The following is a 16,832-nucleotide window of genomic DNA, read 5'->3' as shown; positions in this document are numbered from 1 at the left end:
CTTTTTTGTAGTTTTTGACCCCGGTATAGCCTGGTATCTACCCGGTAGTTAAACGGCTAACTTGCTGTCGTTTATGTTCCATAACGAGCGCCATGCTAGATAAATTCGCATAACTTATCTGTGAGTGATGGCTCATTTGTTACAGTTATATGAAAGCGGCGGCAATTTTGAGCGATTGGTTAACATTTTGAAACCCACAATGACAAATTACCTGTGACTTTGATCACAATCATGGTTTTTAAACACCACATTGCTTTCGTTTTTCGTTCGTTTTTGTTCCTTATCAAACAATAACCTTAAAGATTGTGGCCCAATAGACGCATAATTAGCCGCCAGGCGGCTGTCTGATAATGTGGGGTCCTTCATGACGAACAGTTCTCCTTACACAGAAACGGATGTCATCATCATTGGTGGTGGTGCGACCGGCGCCGGGATTGCCCGTGACTGCGCTCGCCGTGGTTTAGCCTGTACGCTCTTGGAGAGGCATGACATTGCCACTGGTGCGACTGGCCGTAACCATGGCTTGCTACACAGCGGCGCACGCTATGCGGTAACTGATGGCGAATCTGCCCGCGAATGTATTGAAGAAAACCGTATTCTGAAACGTATTGCACGCCATTGTATTGAGCAAACGGATGGCCTGTTTATCACGTTGCCGGAAGACTCGCTGGAATATCAGCAGCAATTTATCGCGCGCTGCCAGGACGCCGGTATCGAGGCCGAAGCCATTGATCCAAAGCTGGCCTTACGGCTGGAGCCGGCTGCTAATCCGACGTTGATTGCTGCCGTCCGCGTGCCAGATGGTACCGTCGATCCCTTCCGTTTAACTGCCGCGAATATGTTGGATGCGCGTGAGCACGGTGCGAATGTACTGACTTATCACGAAGTTATTGGCTTGCTACGCCACGGTGATAGGGTGAGCGGCGTGCGCGTTTTCGATCATAAGAATCAGCGCCAGTATGATATTCATGCACAAATAGTGGTCAATGCTGCGGGGATCTGGGGGCAACATATTGCTGAATATGCTGATCTTCGTATCCGCATGTTTCCGGCAAAAGGTGCTCTGTTGATCTTGGGCCATCGGATCAACAACATGGTGATCAACCGCTGTCGTAAACCGGCTGATGCTGACATTTTGGTTCCGGGCGACACCATTTCATTGATCGGGACGACCTCAACCCATATTGAATACGATCAAATCGATAATATGGTAGTAACGGCACAAGAGGTGGATACCTTAATCCGCGAAGGATCAAAACTTTCACCCCAGTTGGCGCAAACGCGCATCTTACGTGCTTACGCCGGTGTCAGGCCGCTGGTTGCCAGTGATGATGACCCGTCGGGGCGTAATGTCAGCCGTGGCATTGTGTTACTGGATCATGCTAACCGCGATGGTCTGGAAGGTTTTATCACCATTACCGGTGGCAAACTGATGACCTACCGTCTGATGGCTGAGTGGGCAACAGATAAAGTGTGTGAAAAATTAGGTATTACCGCAGCCTGTACCACCGCCCAAGCGCCACTACCCGGTTCACAGCAATCAGCGGAGCAAACTCTTAGCAAAGTCATTTCTCTGCCTGCCAGTATTCGTGGCTCAGCGGTTTATCGCCATGGGGATCGCGCGACACAACTATTGGCCGGAAACCGTCTGGATAACAGCCTGGTGTGCGAATGCGAGGCAGTGACTGCCGGCGAAGTGCGCTATGCGATTGAATCGCTATCGGTCAATAACCTACTGGATTTACGTCGTCGTACCCGTGTTGGCATGGGGACCTGCCAGGGTGAACTCTGTGCCTGCCGGGCCGCGGGTTTACTCAGCCGCTTTAAAGTGACCACGCCGCAGCAATCCCGTGAACAGCTGGTGCAATTTCTTAATGAGCGTTGGAAAGGTGTGCGCCCGATAGCTTGGGGTGATGCTTTGCGGGAGAGTGAATTTACGCATTGGGTCTATCAAGGGCTGTGTGGTCTGGATGACACCCCGTCTGCGGCCAACGTTCAGGAGAAACACGATGAAATTTGATGTCATTATCATCGGTGGTGGCTTGGCTGGTCTGGCGTGCGGTATCCGCCTGGCTGAGCAAGGCAAATATTGTGCGATTGTCAGCGCCGGGCAAAATGCGCTGCACTTTTCCTCCGGCTCTTTGGATCTATTGGCAAAATTACCGGATGGGCAGGCAGTCAGCCAGCCGTTATCCGCACTTGCGACCTTGGCTGAATTAGCGCCTGAACACCCCTATAGCAAGATGGGGCAAGTGGCACAAGTGGGTGAATTAGCACAAGAAGCTGAATCCCTGTTACAGCGGTGCGGCCTGAAATTGGTGGGCAGCGCGGCGAAGAACCACCTGCGGCTTACGCCGTTGGGCAGTTGCCGACCAACCTGGCTCAGCCCGGCGGATATCCCGGTTGCGCCATTGGAAGGCCCGCTGCCGTGGCAAAAAGTCGCGGTAATTGGTATTGAAGGTTTCCTCGATTTCCAACCACAAATGGTTGCCAGCGCCTTACAAGAGCAGGGTGTTGATGCGACGCCAGATTATCTGCATTTACCGGCGCTTGATCGTCTGCGGGATAACCCTAGCGAATTTCGTGCGGTCAATATTGCTCGTGTGCTGGATTTACCAGAAAACCTGCAACCGCTGGCGGATGAGTTATCCCGTCTGTCATCAGCAGCAGAAATGATTTTACTGCCAGCTTGTATCGGGCTGGATGTGTCTGCGCCACTGGAAGCATTGCGAGCCGCAGTCGGGAAACCCATTCAACTGCTGCCGACGCTACCACCGTCGTTACTTGGTATGCGATTACATCAGGCTCTGCGCCATCGCTTCCAGCAATTGGGGGGCATTATCATGCCCGGTGATGCGGTATTACGTGCTGAGCTGGTGGGGGACCGGATTACCGGGCTTTATAGCCGTAACCATGGCGATATTCCGTTGCGTGCCGCCCAGATGGTGCTGGCCAGCGGTAGCTTCTTCAGCAATGGGTTAGTGGCCACTTTTGAGCATGTTTACGAACCGATACTGGATCTGGATATTTTATCGCTACCGAACCGTGCCGACTGGAGCCGCAGCAATATGTTTGCGCCCCAGCCTTATCTGCAATTTGGGGTTAACACTGATAACCGGTTACGGGCGCTACGTGGGGGGATTGCACTGGATAATCTACATGTTATCGGTGCGGTACTGGGGGGATACGATCCGTTGCAACAAGGCTGTGGCGCAGGGGTTTCACTAACCAGCGCACTGTTTGTTGCAGAGCAGATTGTCAACGCAATGGAGGTGACATTATGACGTGGTTACCGCAGAACGGAGACAGCAACACTTTTTCTCAGAATCAACATTTGCCGCAGGATAAACACTTGGCACGGGATAACAGTTTTGAAAGTTGTATTAAGTGCACGGTTTGCACCACTTATTGCCCGGTCGCCAAGGTTAACCCGCTTTATCCGGGGCCGAAGCAGGCTGGCCCTGATGGTGAGCGCTTACGTTTGAAAGATCCGGCACTGTATGACGATGCATTGAAATATTGCACGAACTGTAAACGTTGCGAAGTGGCATGCCCGTCCGATGTTAAAATCGGCGACATCATCCAACGTGCGAAAGCCAGTTACAGCAGCAATAAACCCAAACTGCGCGATGCGATCCTCAGTCATACCGATATCATGGGCACCCTCTCAACACCGTTTGCACCGGTAGTGAATGCGGTCACCGGTTTGAAACCGGTGCGTGCCTTGTTGGATAAAGCACTGAAAATTGATCATCGGCGTGAATTACCAAAATACTCGTTTGGTACCTTTCGCCGCTGGTATCGTAAACAGGCTGAAAAACAGCAGCAATATAGCGAACAAGTGGCATTTTTCCATGGCTGCTTCGTAAATTACAATCATCCCCAGTTAGGTAAAGATTTAGTCAGTGTATTCAATGCGATGAACATTGGCGTTCAATTACTTAAACGGGAAAAATGCTGTGGCGTACCACTGATTGCTAATGGATTTATTGAGCAGGCGAAAAAACAGGCACGGGTGAATCTGGAATCACTGACTGATGCGGTTATCGGGCGGGATATCCCGGTAGTGGCAACTTCATCAAGTTGCACCTTTACCTTGCGTGATGAGTATCCACACTTGTTAGATGTTGATACTGCCCCCGTGCGCGACAAAGTGGAGTTGGCGACACGCTATCTCTACCGCTTATTGGATCAGGGCCGCGACTTACCGTTGAAAGCGCTGTTCTCGGCAAACAATACGCCGTTGCGTATTGCCTATCACACACCTTGCCATATGGAGAAAATGGGCTGGACGGCCTATACCCTGGCTTTGCTACAGCGTATCCCTGGTATTGAGCTGGTGGTATTGGATTCGCAGTGTTGCGGGATTGCCGGAACTTATGGTTTTAAATCAGAGAACTACGCAACATCGCAAGGGATTGGTGCCTCACTGTTCCAGCAAATCGAGGAGAGTGGGGTTGATTTGGTGATTACCGATTGCGAAACCTGTAAGTGGCAGATTGAAATGTCGACCAGCAAAAAATGCGAACATCCGATCACTTTATTGGCACAGGCTTTAGCTTAATTTTGGAATAGGATAATGCAGGCAGAGCGCTGATGAGCCGCGCTCTGTTAAGGAATACTATTTTAGCTTGAGCGTGCTAATAATCGATTCGGCTTCAGTCTGAGCTTGCTGCTGATTATCTGCGGGCAGCGTAATTTGTATTGTCATCAAATGGTTATCGACTTTACCCATCAACACGGACGAATAGGCTTTCTGGCCGCCACTGGTAATAATGCTATCTAACTGCTGGAACGGTTGTCCGTCAATTTTAATGGCTTTATTGGTGACGACTTGCAGGTTAGCATCACGGGCGCGTTGCTGGTCTGCTAAACGCGTTGTCAGCACTTCCAGTTCTTCATTGGTGTTATCACCTAAAATCACGATAACTGCTTTATCGCCGGTTTTATTGGCGTAAACGTGCATGTTATTCGCTTGATTGCCCATCTTTCCGCTTTGATCAGACAAGTCTGCCGGCAAGCTGAAGGCTACTTTGCCTTCCAGCAGGCTGACCGGTTGGCCCACGTTACTATTGCTGTTGCCATCACAAGCACTTAATCCTGCAACCAACAGACCGACAGCAAGAAATTTGGTTATTTTATGCATGGGAATCCCTTTATTGATGATTAATATCCCCTTGTTACTTGAACTTACAGGGGGTTAGTGACACCCCTGCAACGCCAACTAATCTGGGTATAGCCTTATCGCACCTTATTCAGACGCTAAAAGCAATCTATTGTTCAGTGGCAGTAGCCTGCTTTAGTGCTTGCTGTTCGGTTTGTCGGGCAAAATATTTCAGCAATACATTGAGCATCACGCCATAGGCAGGAAGGAAGAACAACATGCAGATCAGCAGCTTAAAGCTATAATCCACCAAAGCGATTTCTACCCAGTTTGCAGCCATAAATGGGTCAGTACTGCGATAGAACGCAATAAAGAAGAACGCCATGGTGTCACTGATATTGCCAAAGAACATGGCAGCAGTAGGGGCAACCCACCAGGCACTGCGCTGACGCAGGCGGTTAAATACCTGAACATCCAGAATCTGGCCGAGTACATAGGCCATAAAGCTGGCAATCGCGATACGGGCTACCACCAAATTAAAGCTGGTTAATGCCGGTAACCCCTGCCAACTCCCCTGATAAAACAGGGCTGAAATCAGATATGAAATCAGCAACGCTGGCACCATAACCGACAGAATGATCCGGCGCGCCAAAGGAGCACCAAAAATCCGCACAGTCAGGTCAGTGGCAAGGAAGATAAACGGAAAAGTAAAAGCGCCCCAGGTGGTATGAAAACCGAAGATAGCGATCGGTAATTGCACCAGGTAGTTACTGGAGGTAATGATGACAATATGGAATAGCGACAGCCATACCAAAGCGGTCATCCGCTGTTGGGCAGTAAACGAAAACATAAATGTGACCTTTTTGGTTATTGGGGTGAGGGAACCCAAACAGAATGTGCCGCAATTTCTGCGACGCGGCGGCATAATACGCGTTTGCGCAACGAATGCAATGGCTAATTTTAACGCAAACGTTAGCGTCGCTTGCGCCTAAAAATCGACGGGGTAAACTATCCGCCTTCGCACACAGGCTTATATTTTATCTTTATACTGCTAGCAAACCCATAACGACCAACAAGAGACTCACCATGACCGATATTTTTGCCAATCCAGACAAAACACTTGATGCACTGGGCCTGCGCTGCCCTGAGCCGGTGATGATGGTGCGAAAAACGGTCCGGCACATGGAAGATGGCCAAACTCTACTGATTATTGCTGACGACCCTGCCACCACCCGCGATATTCCTGGTTTTTGCCGTTTTATGGACCATCAGTTGTTGGCACAAGATACCGGGCAGACGCCGTATCGGTATTTGGTCAAGAAAGGGGCAAAAGCGCAGTAACACCCGCCTCTGCCCCAATTATCAGAACCGATGCTTGATTCAAACATCCCGCTTGCGCAGTAGCCGTAACGCATTGGCTGTTACTAAGGCGGTAGCACCGGAATCTGCTAATACTGCCAACCAGAGACCGGTTAACCCCAGTAGTGTGGTAACCAGGAAGATTCCCTTTAGGCCCAGTGCGATAGTAATGTTCTGGCGGATATTGGCGTTGGCCGCCCGTGATAACAGAATAATTTCTGCTAATCCGGTTAACCGGTTGTGGGTCAACGCGGCATCGGCTGTTTCCAATGCCACATCGGTGCCACTGCCCATGGCAATACCAATACTGGCTGCTTTCATCGCCGGAGCATCATTGATGCCATCACCGACCATCACCGTAGGTTGTGCCGCATTCAATGCCATAACCGCTTGCACTTTATCGGCGGGCAGTAATCCGGCGCGGTAATCAATCCCCAATTCACCGGCAATTGCCGCTGCGGCTCGTGGATTATCGCCAGTGAGCATCACCCCCTGAATACCTAACTTCTTCAGCGCATCAATGGCTTGCCTGGCATCAGTTCGTAACGTGTCACGTAATGCCAATAAACCAATTAGCGTTTCATCTTCCAGCACGGCGACGGCTGTTTTACCGCTGCTTTCCAACTGGTCGAGCTGTGTTTGCCACTCAGCAGTCAATAACTGTGGGGGCAACTTACTGGGGGCGCTGACGCGCACCGTCAGACCATTAACCACACCTTCAACGCCCACCCCCGCCAGAGCTCGACGCTCACTCGCCAGTGGCAATATTGGGGTGTTTTGCTGTGCGCGTTGCATAATAGCGATCGCTAACGGATGGTGGGAACCAGCTTCAACGGCGGCGGCCAATGCTAACAGGCGGGTTTCACTCACACCGGATATAGGCAGAATATCGGTAACTTTAGGTTTGCCCTCGGTCAGGGTGCCGGTTTTGTCAAAGGCAACCGTTTGAATTCGGCCCAACTGCTCCAGTGCTGCTCCCCCTTTGATCAATGCACCACGGCGGGTTGCCGCCGCTAATGCAGATGTAATTGCCGCAGGTGTGGAGATAACCAACGCACATGGGCAACCTATCAGTAATAGTGTCAGGCCGCGGTACAGCCAGGTTTCCCAAGGTTCGGCGAAAGCCAAAGGCGGTACTAACATGACCAGCGCTGAAAGCAGCATGATCGCTGGCGTATAAATACGACTGAAGCGGTCAATGAAACGCTCAATGGGTGCACGGCGTTCTTCTGCTAATTCAATTAGTTGCAGAATACGGTCAATAGCATTATTGCCCGGTTCTGAGATAACTCGCATTTCAGTGGCGCGATCGACCGATAAGCTCCCGGCCGCAACTTTTTCGCCTTGCTGACGCTCAACAGGGATAGATTCTCCGGTGAGGGCGCTTTCATCGAAACTGGCAAAAGGGGTCATTAATTCGGCATCTGCGGGTAAGCGGCCACCGGGCGAGATTTCGATGATATCGCCGGGGCGCAAACTGGCGACAGGAACCTGCCTACGCTCACCGTCTTTTAACAACAGTGCCTCTTCTGGCACCAGTGCCATCAGGGCAGTTACCCCACGGCGTGCACGGTTTGCGGCATAAGATTCGAGCAGTTCGCCGACCATAAACAGCAGTAATACCATGGCCGCTTCAGCGGTTGCGCCAATAAACATCGCCCCGATAGCTGCCACGCTCATCAAGGTTTCAATGGCGAAGGGAGTCCCAGAGCGGATAAGCTTCCAGGCTTTGGCGGTGATCGGGATCAGCCCGACAATGGTGGTTGCAGTGAAGGCAAACTCACTTAGTTCAAGGCTGAATAACGAGATCCCCCAACTGATAAGCATCAGTGTGGTTAATAATGCGATAGGTAAGTATTCGCGCAGGCGTGATTCTGGCGCGGCGGCTTTACTTCCTGCGCTTGATTGGGTATCGACCAGAGTGAATCCAGCCTGAGTGACTGCATTCACGACTTGAGGGCGAATATCTGTGCGTGCATCAACCACTAATTTTTCTGTGGCAAAGAGGACTTTTACATTTTCAATCCCGACCAGATTACTGACGGCATTTTCAATTTTTCGGGCACAGCTTGGGCAGTCCATCCCTTTGACCTGCCAACTGAAGCGCTGGCTATCTGAAGGTATCGCTGGCGCGAGTATGTCACTTTCGTCATCACCCTCATCGCTTTGGCCCTGACTACAGCAACCCCCATCATTATGTGAGTGTTCACTCACTGAGTCTGGGCTGTCATTGCTGGCACTGGTTGTTTTCTGGCTGCTGCAACCGGTTTGTTGTTTGGCATGAGTGTGACCACAGCCACAGTTGTTGTGTGTATCCGTTGGATGCTGATGTTCAGAATGTGAATGCATGGTGCCTCCTGGAAAGCATGTAACAGGTATTGCAGCACTCTACACCTTGGAGTCAACTCCAGAGTCAAGAGGGAAATGAGAGTAATTGCTAAATGGGATTTTTGCTACATGGCAGGGTATGACTAAAGTGAGCGTATCCAGCGCATTGAAATGCGTGCCCCTTCGGTGGAGCACGCAGCTCAAACGGCTAAAAACGTATTGCGGTACTGATTTAATTACAAATACAGCGACCGGACAATCAGGAAATGCCCGACAAAGTAGCAGCCAGCGACAATTGCATCTGAAGCCCGGAATGAAAAACGATAGCGATTCAGTAGCCAAATGCTATGCGAAACCAGCAGTAACACGGTACCCGCCAGCAGAGAGAAGCTTAAATCTGTACTGCGGGCAAAGTATTGCTCGCCCGCCATCCAGACCATCAGTAACGTCATGCCAACGAAAGCGATCACTGGCCAGCGCATATCTTCCAGCCGTGTCCAGATAGTGGCTATCAGTAATGCGCCAATCACGATCAAAACCAACGGAAGAGGCCAGAACAGCGTGAATGTCATCTGGCTGGCAAAACTGATGGTATAGAGTAAATGGGAAAGGAAGAATGCGCCCAGAGCATAAAGTAAGCGCTCACTGGGTAGCAGTAATAATGCATCAGCTACCAGAGTCGCAAGTAAGCCCAAGACAATGAGATAGCCGACAGGACCAAGAATAGGTGCTTGCCAGGCAAGTAACAGTAAAAGTAACAGGGTGACAGGTTTGAATACCCAACGCTGCCAGCGTGGGCCTCGGTAAGTTGCATCAACAAACAACCAACCAGAAAAAAATACGGCAAGGAATGGCCAGCTCATTATTTATCCTTTTTTCTATGCAGGTTTCAGTGAAAGTACCTGTGTTGTAATGATAATCCGTAATGCTAATGACTCCGAGTATACATTCATCAAGTGTAAGGGATGGAAGCCAAGAGCGATAGCGACGCTATTGTGATTTGCATGATTTGTGCCACTTAATGCGTAACAGTCCGCATAATCAGATTTAGCGGCACCATCCGCCAGCGGAGATCTTGGTGTTGTTTGGTCCACATGTTATGTTAAGGCCAATTTCCTTTCGCTAAATCAAGGGATAGAGGCAGTAGCGCCATGGCCAATGAACAATTGCTTTATCGTATTCAATTTATAAATAACGGTAAGAATTATCAGCTCTATGTCCGTGAGGTAGGCCCGAGTAACTTGTTTGGGTTTATTGAAATTGCTGATTTTGTCTTTGATAGTCAATCAACATTGCTGGTGGACCCTTCAACTGAAAAACTGAAAACAGAATTTTCAGGTGTTAACCGCAGCTATATTCCTCTTCATTCGGTGATTCGTATCGATGCCGTAACGGAAAAGGGCAGCGCTCGGATCTCTGAATTGGGCAGTAATGTGATGAGTTTCCCCTATCTGCCGGGCAATAAGTCCTGATGGATAGTGTATGAATAAACCTCCGTTATTATTGATTGCTGTGGTGGTACTGATAGCCGTATTGGCGACCCGTCAGTATTGGCAAAAAAAACGGCAGGATACAGAAAATGACCGAGCGCTGGTGCGCAGTTTACACGTTGAAGTCATTAATAAACGAGAAGTATTAGCGCCCAATCGTCGCTCACGGCAGCGCGAAGAAATTGTTGCAGAAGAAAAACGCTATGAAGTTACTTTCCAGCCGCTTATCAGTAGTATTGAGGTGAAAAGTAACCGTGAAATCAAAATGATACTGCCACAGCAGGCGTACAATACTATTGTACAAGGCGCACAGGGAACGTTACGTTTACAAGGCTCCCGCTATATTGGTTTTACCCCGACGTCAGTCCCCGACTAAATCTGTCGCCAAATAAGTCAGCCTGCAATCAACAATTTGCCGCTACAACCAAGGTATATCCAATAGACTTGAAGTTGCAGGCGGCAGATAAGTTTATTTTTTAGGCAGTGATGGTTGCTTCTTTTGCCAGGCCAGTAATTCAAAGACACCGAACACAAAGATTTTAAGTTGCTGTAAGCCACTGATCGGTTGATCTTTAGGTTGTGTGGATTTGAGTAGAACCAGTTGCAAACCATGCATCAAAACCATAAATATCATGGCGACATTAATAAAGTATCTCAATGGTTTAGGGAAGGGTTGGAACAGGTTTAGCAGTAAGAAAAACCATACCCCTAACATCAATAACCGGCCGAGATTAATCCACATGGTGTTGCTCCAGTTCTTCCGCTGATACAGCGTGTTGGTGAGTCTGTTCATTACGAATATAGAGACGATAGGCCACTTGACCGGCAATTTTCTCGCGATGTAACTGCCAACTGCCGGGAACATCCGCAGCGGCACTTTCAGCCTCTGCTTCAACGTAAATCCAAGCCTGTTCTGCCAGCCAGTTATATTGCTCCAGCAGTGTGATGGTTTCAGCTAACAAGCCTTTACGGAAAGGGGGATCAAGGAATACCAGATCAAAAGGCTGCCCCGGTTGAGCCAGCCACTGCAAAGAATTGGTATTCACTACTTGACCATTCTCGGCACTCAATAATGCCAGATTGCTGCCAAGTTGCTTGGCGACATGCCGATCGGCTTCTAATAATATGGCTGCACCGGCATAACGGGATAGCGCTTCCAGCCCCAATGCGCCGCTGCCCGCAAAGCAATCCAGACACCGGGCACCCTGAATCATCGGTGCCAGCCAGTTAAACAGTGTCTCTCTGACCCGGTCAGTGGTTGGGCGTAGCCCTGGGCTATCAGGCACGGGCAATTTACGGCCTCGCCATTTGCCACCAATGATGCGGATCTGCCCCGCTGCCTGATGTGCTGCCGGTTTTGCGCTAGGCCGTTGGGTTGTCGATCGTGTTGTAGGTCGTTTTGCCATAGATTGCTTTGCTTGAAAGTTGAGCCAGTATTGCAGCGCTGAATAAAAGAGTTAATCGCTATTCTACCTACGACTGCTGTGTGGGGGAAACGTTAAACCTTTGTTGACTGAATTCACAATAGAAACCAGCATCGTGCGCGTGTTGCTGTTCAGGGGAAAGTGATAGACTTGCAAACTATTATCTTATTTATGCAAACCCGAAGTCATAAGGGTAAAGCCATGATTAAACCGCGAGGAGTGTAGTCGCAAATGGCAAAAGAAAAAAAACGTGGTTTTTTTTCCTGGCTGGGCCTTGGCCGTCAGAATGAAGAACAACCAACAGAGCCATTGGCTACTGAAAAAGAAGGTGTTGCTGAGCATGCTGAAGAGCAAGCCATCAGTGAGAAACAGATTGAGATAGCATCTGAGCATCCGCCTGTTGAGCTAGAAGAGCATGTCACTGCCGCACCGGGTGAATGGGATAGCGCCGTTGTCAGTGAAGCCGCGGCTGAAATTCTGCCTGAGCTGGATGTAGACCCTACAGCGCAAGGAGTTGAGGAACCGATAGATTTCTCTTCTGATCCTCAGTATTTACAACATCATTTCTCACAACATGAGAATGAAGACGATAATGTTGCTCAATGGGATGAAGGCACCGTCAGTGCGCCAGAACTGCCATTGACAGAAGATAACCTGGTTCTCGATGTCTCTGCGCCACAAGCTATTGTGGAAGAACCGTGGGTCGAGGTTAGCGGCGAAACAGCAGTAATTGAAGAAGAATTTGAGTCACAAACAGAGCTTGAAGCGGTAAACGAAATTGTGCCGGTAGCGGTTCAGGAACAAGAACGCCCAACCAAAGAAGGTTTTTTTGCTCGTTTAAAACGCAGCTTACTTAAAACCAAGCAGAATCTTGGCTCCGGTTTTATGGGGCTGTTCAGTGGTAAGAAAATCGACGACGATCTGTTTGAAGAATTAGAAGAACAGCTCCTGATCGCCGACGTTGGCGTCGAAACTACCCGTAAAATTATTACCTCTCTAACTGAACATGCCAGTCGTAAGCAGCTAAAAGATGCCGAAGCGTTATATGGCAAGCTTAAAGAGGAAATGTCTGAAATTCTGTCTAAAGTAGACAAGCCATTGGATGTCAGTGGCAAAAATCCCTTTGTTATCTTAATGGTTGGCGTTAATGGTGTGGGGAAAACTACCACCATCGGGAAACTGGCACGCCAATTCCAGGCTGAAGGTAAATCTGTCATGCTGGCGGCGGGTGATACTTTCCGCGCGGCTGCGGTAGAACAACTGCAAGTTTGGGGGGATCGTAACAAGATTGCCGTGGTGGCACAGCATACCGGTGCAGACTCTGCTTCGGTGATTTTCGATGCTATTCAGGCAGCGAAAGCCCGAGGTATTGATGTGCTGCTGGCGGACACTGCCGGGCGTTTACAAAATAAAGCCCACCTGATGGAAGAGTTGAAGAAGATTGTCCGAGTGATGAAAAAGCTGGACGGCGACGCCCCCCATGAGGTTATGCTGACGTTAGATGCCAGTACCGGACAAAATGCGGTGAGTCAGGCGAAACTGTTTAATGAAGCAGTCGGTCTGACCGGAATTACCCTGACTAAACTGGATGGTACCGCCAAGGGCGGGGTGATTTTTGCCATCGCAGATCAGTTCGGAATCCCAATCCGTTATATCGGTGTTGGGGAAGGTATAGAAGATTTGCGGCCATTTAAGGCTGACGATTTTATTGAGGCTCTTTTTGCCCGAGAGGACTAATACGGATGATTCGCTTTGAACAGGTCAGTAAAGCTTATCTGGGCGGACGACAGGCGCTCCAAGGGGTCGATTTTCATCTGCGCCCAGCGGAAATGGCGTTTCTGACCGGCCATTCCGGTGCAGGGAAAAGCACCCTGCTGAAACTGATTTGTGGTATCGAGCGCCCCAGTGCCGGTCATATATGGTTTGGTGGTCACGATATCAGTCGCTTGAAAAACCGGGAAGTACCTTTCCTGCGTCGCCAAATCGGGATGATCTTCCAGGATCATCACCTGTTGTTGGACAGAACGGTATATGACAATGTCGCTATGCCATTGATTATTGCTGGTGCCAGCACTGAAGATATTCGCCGCAGAGTATCCGCAGCACTGGATAAAGTAGGGTTGTTGGATAAGGCGAAAAACTTCCCAATTCAACTTTCCGGCGGTGAGCAACAGCGTGTAGGCATTGCTCGGGCGGTAGTGAATAAACCGGCAGTATTACTGGCTGATGAACCGACGGGTAACCTGGACGATGCATTATCCGAAGGTATTTTGCGTTTGTTTGAAGAATTTAACCGTGTGGGCGTTACCGTGTTGATGGCAACCCACGATACGTCGTTGATTGCCCGGCGGCGCTACCCGATTCTGACATTGAGTCAGGGGCGGATGTTAGGAGCGCATCATGGCGAATAACGCACAGAAAGCAAAAACCAAAGCGCTAAAAGGCGGTTGGCGTGAACAGTGGCGCTATTCGTGGGTTAATGCCATTGCCGATATGATGCGCCAACCACTGGCGACACTGTTAACGGTGATGGTGATTGCCATTTCGTTAACACTGCCAAGCGTATGCTATATCGTGTGGAAGAACGTCAGTCAGGCGGCAGATCAATGGTATCCAACCCCACAACTGACGGTCTATTTAGATAAAGCACTGGACGATAACGCAGCTGAGAACGTGGTGACTACGCTGAAAGCGGAAGCAGGTGTGGAGAAGGTTAATTATCTGTCGCGGGAAGAAGCGATGGGTGAGTTCCGCAACTGGTCCGGTTTTGGTGGAGCGCTGGATATGCTGGAAGAAAATCCGCTGCCCGCAGTTGCCATTATCACCCCTAAATTGGATTTCCAAAGCTCAGGGACGCTGGATACCCTGCGTGATCGGGTTAGTAAGGTGGAAGGGGTGGCTGAAGTCCGCATGGATGATAGCTGGTTTGCCCGTTTGGCCGCGCTGACAGGCCTGGTCGGGCAGGTCGCGGCCATGATTGGTGTTTTGATGGTGGTTGCCGTGTTCCTGGTAATTGGTAACAGTGTGCGTCTGAGTATCTTTAGCCGCCGCGATACTATCAATGTTATGAAGTTGATTGGTGCAACGGATGGGTTCATTCTGCGGCCGTTCCTGAACGGCGGGGCAATGCTGGGATTTGGTGGTGCGGTGTTATCTCTGATCCTATCAGAAGGGCTGGTATGGAAGCTTGGCTCGGTGGTTACGCAGGTGGCAGCGGTGTTCGGTACCCAATTTACCTTACATGGCTTGAGCTGGGATGAGTGCCTGTTGCTGGTATTGATCTCTGCCATGATCGGCTGGATTGCAGCGTGGCTGGCAACGGTCCAACATTTACGTCGATTTACACCGCAGTAAAGAATGTTTGTTATACTCTTTCCCTGCGGTGTTGAACTAAAGCAGGGAAAGAGGTGTTTGCTGTAGTGAATTCCATCTACACTTCCTGATCCGCTTGACCGGTTATCTGCTAAGATCCAGAGTCAAAAAGTGTGATCTGGTATGAACTTTTACGGCAATAACCAGTCCAATAACACAGTGAAATGATAATGTGCCCAGCGCTTGAATCTGTTTAAGCAGATGCTAAAATATCTGCGCTGAGACAAAACTGCACTAAACATGCAATGAGAGGGTTTTGAATGACCAAAGAAATGCAAACTTTAGCCTTAGTACCCCAAGGTAGTCTGGAAGCCTATATTCGGGCCGCCAACGCCTATCCGATGCTGACCGCAGAGGAAGAACGGGAGCTGGCTGAACGGCTGCATTACCAGGGCGATCTGGGAGCGGCTAAACAGCTTATCCTGTCTCACCTGCGCTTTGTCGCTCATGTTGCCCGCAACTATTCCGGGTATGGTTTGCCGCAGGCTGACCTTATTCAGGAAGGTAATATTGGCTTGATGAAAGCAGTTCGCCGTTTTAACCCTGAAGTCGGGGTACGTCTGGTGTCCTTTGCGGTACATTGGATCAAAGCAGAAATTCACGAATATGTTCTGCGTAACTGGCGAATTGTCAAAGTCGCAACCACTAAAGCTCAGCGTAAATTGTTCTTCAACCTGCGTAAAACCAAGCAGCGTCTGGGTTGGTTTAATCAGGATGAAGTCGAGCTGGTTGCCAAAGAACTGGGTGTGACCAGTAAAGATGTTCGCGAGATGGAATCACGCATGTCCGCACAGGATATGACATTTGATCCATCTCCAGATGACGAAGCACGTGATGGCCAATCTATGGCGCCGGTCCTGTATTTACAGGATAAAACCTCTGATTTTGCTGATGGCATTGAAGAGGATAACTGGGATAACCATGCGGCAGATAAACTGTCTTATGCGTTGGAAGGATTGGACGAGCGGAGCCAGCATATTATTCGCGCCCGTTGGTTGGACGATGACAACAAGTCAACGTTGCAGGAGCTGGCCGATCAGTACGGTGTATCTGCTGAACGTGTGCGTCAGCTTGAAAAGAACGCGATGAAAAAATTACGCATGGCGATTGAAGCCTAATACATATACCCAAAACCATTAGCATTGCAGCTAAACACAGCTGTGATGTTAGGTTACAACGGGATATGACGTAACATGAAGGGCGATATTATTTATTAATGTCGCCCTTTTGCTTTTTTGGCACTCTCCATCAACAAAATTTATTTAGCAAAACCCGCTTTATCTAGCAAAATCAAATGAGCTGAGATCGCTATTTTATTGATACTGGCTATTTGTGCCAGCCTTGTGTGCCACGGCTAAAACCACAGGCGTGCATAAAACCATCCATCGCCTCATGTTGTTCGGCTATAACCTGCTCATCCTTAAGTTGCCAGTGCTGTACTGTCGGTAACTGACGCTGCGTTTCTTCAATCAAATATAATCCCACGCCACGGCGACGAGTCACCTCTCTGACATACAAATCCTGAAACTCAGCCTGCTGACCATTCACCGTGATTTTGACTGCACCTAATAGACGCTCGTTAAAACGCGCGCCAAACAGCGGCTTACCATCGTTAATCCACTGCTGCCAGAGCGTTGGCTGTTGTTCAGGCCAGATCTTCGCTAAATCGATAAGATCCTGATGAGTAAGGGTTGTTAATCGTTCAATAGTCAGTTTCATCGTCGAGAGACCACAAAAAAGTAAGGGTAATGGGGC

Annotated in this window: 17 protein-coding genes; 10 read left to right on the top strand and 7 right to left on the bottom strand. The window is 49.5% G+C overall.

The features are described from left to right. The first annotated feature begins 364 nt into the window (after window positions 1-364). Genes glpA through glpC form a run of 3 tightly spaced genes read left to right on the top strand, consistent with a single transcriptional unit; the run spans window position 365 to window position 4,564 of the window. Window positions 365-2,020 (top strand): anaerobic glycerol-3-phosphate dehydrogenase subunit A, encoded by a 1,656-nt coding sequence (gene glpA, locus Q2T71_RS17675; protein ID WP_372560059.1) that lies wholly within the window; start codon window positions 365-367, stop codon window positions 2,018-2,020. Then, window positions 2,010-3,284: a glycerol-3-phosphate dehydrogenase subunit GlpB gene (gene glpB, locus Q2T71_RS17670; protein ID WP_372560058.1), complete on the top strand. Its 1,275-nt coding sequence runs from the start codon at window positions 2,010-2,012 to the stop codon at window positions 3,282-3,284. The genes glpA and glpB overlap by 11 nt, the downstream gene beginning before the upstream one ends. Then, on the top strand, window positions 3,281-4,564 hold the full coding sequence (gene glpC / locus Q2T71_RS17665; protein ID WP_372560057.1) for an anaerobic glycerol-3-phosphate dehydrogenase subunit GlpC: 1,284 nt from the start codon (window positions 3,281-3,283) through the stop codon (window positions 4,562-4,564). Before glpB ends, glpC begins: the two co-directional genes overlap by 4 nt. Before the next feature lie 57 nt (window positions 4,565-4,621). Here the strand turns inward: glpC and Q2T71_RS17660 are convergent, their stop codons facing one another. Further along, window positions 4,622-5,146, bottom strand: a complete 525-nt coding sequence (locus tag Q2T71_RS17660) for a DcrB family lipoprotein (RefSeq protein ID WP_083161941.1) — start codon at window positions 5,144-5,146, stop codon at window positions 4,622-4,624. A 127-nt stretch (window positions 5,147-5,273) separates the two neighbouring features. Beyond that, entirely contained in the window at window positions 5,274-5,954 is a 681-nt protein-coding gene (locus tag Q2T71_RS17655; protein ID WP_372560056.1) for a 7-cyano-7-deazaguanine/7-aminomethyl-7-deazaguanine transporter, read from the bottom strand. Window positions 5,955-6,190: 236 nt separating this feature from the next. Here Q2T71_RS17655 and tusA point away from each other — a divergent pair, with 236 nt between their 5' ends. Further along, window positions 6,191-6,445, top strand: coding sequence for a sulfurtransferase TusA (gene tusA / locus Q2T71_RS17650; protein WP_372560055.1), 255 nt, complete (start codon window positions 6,191-6,193; stop codon window positions 6,443-6,445). 39 nt (window positions 6,446-6,484) lie between these two features. Here the strand turns inward: tusA and Q2T71_RS17645 are convergent, their stop codons facing one another. After that, window positions 6,485-8,812, bottom strand: a complete 2,328-nt coding sequence (locus tag Q2T71_RS17645) for a zinc/cadmium/mercury/lead-transporting ATPase (protein ID WP_372560054.1) — start codon at window positions 8,810-8,812, stop codon at window positions 6,485-6,487. 215 nt (window positions 8,813-9,027) lie between these two features. After that, window positions 9,028-9,654 (bottom strand): lysoplasmalogenase, encoded by a 627-nt coding sequence (locus Q2T71_RS17640; protein ID WP_083161950.1) that lies wholly within the window; start codon window positions 9,652-9,654, stop codon window positions 9,028-9,030. Window positions 9,655-9,942: 288 nt separating this feature from the next. Here Q2T71_RS17640 and Q2T71_RS17635 point away from each other — a divergent pair, with 288 nt between their 5' ends. Beyond that, window positions 9,943-10,263, top strand: a complete 321-nt coding sequence (locus tag Q2T71_RS17635) for a DUF1820 family protein (protein WP_083161953.1) — start codon at window positions 9,943-9,945, stop codon at window positions 10,261-10,263. A 10-nt stretch (window positions 10,264-10,273) separates the two neighbouring features. Next, the gene (locus Q2T71_RS17630; protein ID WP_372560053.1) at window positions 10,274-10,657 is read left to right on the top strand and encodes a DUF2500 domain-containing protein; all 384 of its coding nucleotides are present in this window, start codon (window positions 10,274-10,276) and stop codon (window positions 10,655-10,657) included. 93 nt (window positions 10,658-10,750) lie between these two features. Here the strand turns inward: Q2T71_RS17630 and Q2T71_RS17625 are convergent, their stop codons facing one another. Together Q2T71_RS17625 and rsmD are read right to left on the bottom strand one after the other, a co-directional pair. After that, window positions 10,751-11,023, bottom strand: a complete 273-nt coding sequence (locus tag Q2T71_RS17625; RefSeq protein ID WP_032906890.1) for a DUF1145 family protein — start codon at window positions 11,021-11,023, stop codon at window positions 10,751-10,753. Continuing rightward, complete coding sequence (gene rsmD, locus Q2T71_RS17620) at window positions 11,013-11,687, bottom strand: 16S rRNA (guanine(966)-N(2))-methyltransferase (protein ID WP_372560052.1); 675 nt, start codon at window positions 11,685-11,687, stop codon at window positions 11,013-11,015. Before rsmD ends, Q2T71_RS17625 begins: the two co-directional genes overlap by 11 nt. A gap of 249 nt (window positions 11,688-11,936) precedes the next feature. Between rsmD and ftsY the strand changes: the two genes are divergently transcribed. The 4 genes from ftsY to rpoH all read left to right on the top strand — a co-directional run bounded on the left by ftsY (window position 11,937) and on the right by rpoH (window position 16,195). Beyond that, window positions 11,937-13,442, top strand: a complete 1,506-nt coding sequence (gene ftsY / locus Q2T71_RS17615) for a signal recognition particle-docking protein FtsY (RefSeq protein WP_372560051.1) — start codon at window positions 11,937-11,939, stop codon at window positions 13,440-13,442. 5 nt (window positions 13,443-13,447) lie between these two features. Beyond that, window positions 13,448-14,116 (top strand): cell division ATP-binding protein FtsE, encoded by a 669-nt coding sequence (gene ftsE, locus Q2T71_RS17610; protein WP_019213191.1) that lies wholly within the window; start codon window positions 13,448-13,450, stop codon window positions 14,114-14,116. After that, on the top strand, window positions 14,106-15,059 hold the full coding sequence (gene ftsX, locus Q2T71_RS17605; RefSeq protein ID WP_083161961.1) for a permease-like cell division protein FtsX: 954 nt from the start codon (window positions 14,106-14,108) through the stop codon (window positions 15,057-15,059). The genes ftsE and ftsX overlap by 11 nt, the downstream gene beginning before the upstream one ends. Before the next feature lie 278 nt (window positions 15,060-15,337). Continuing rightward, a complete protein-coding gene (rpoH, locus tag Q2T71_RS17600) occupies window positions 15,338-16,195 on the top strand; it encodes an RNA polymerase sigma factor RpoH (RefSeq protein ID WP_004391342.1) in 858 nt (285 codons plus the stop codon). Window positions 16,196-16,403: 208 nt separating this feature from the next. On the opposite strand, the gene panM is transcribed toward rpoH, so the two are convergent. Beyond that, complete coding sequence (gene panM / locus Q2T71_RS17595; RefSeq protein ID WP_083161963.1) at window positions 16,404-16,796, bottom strand: aspartate 1-decarboxylase autocleavage activator PanM; 393 nt, start codon at window positions 16,794-16,796, stop codon at window positions 16,404-16,406. Window positions 16,797-16,832: the final 36 nt, after the last annotated feature.

This window comes from Yersinia sp. 1652 StPb PI, assembly GCF_041538345.1.
Taxonomy (GTDB): domain Bacteria; phylum Pseudomonadota; class Gammaproteobacteria; order Enterobacterales; family Enterobacteriaceae; genus Yersinia; species Yersinia enterocolitica_E.
Note: the sequence above shows the minus strand (reverse complement) of the source record. Positions and strands in the feature narration are given on the sequence as shown.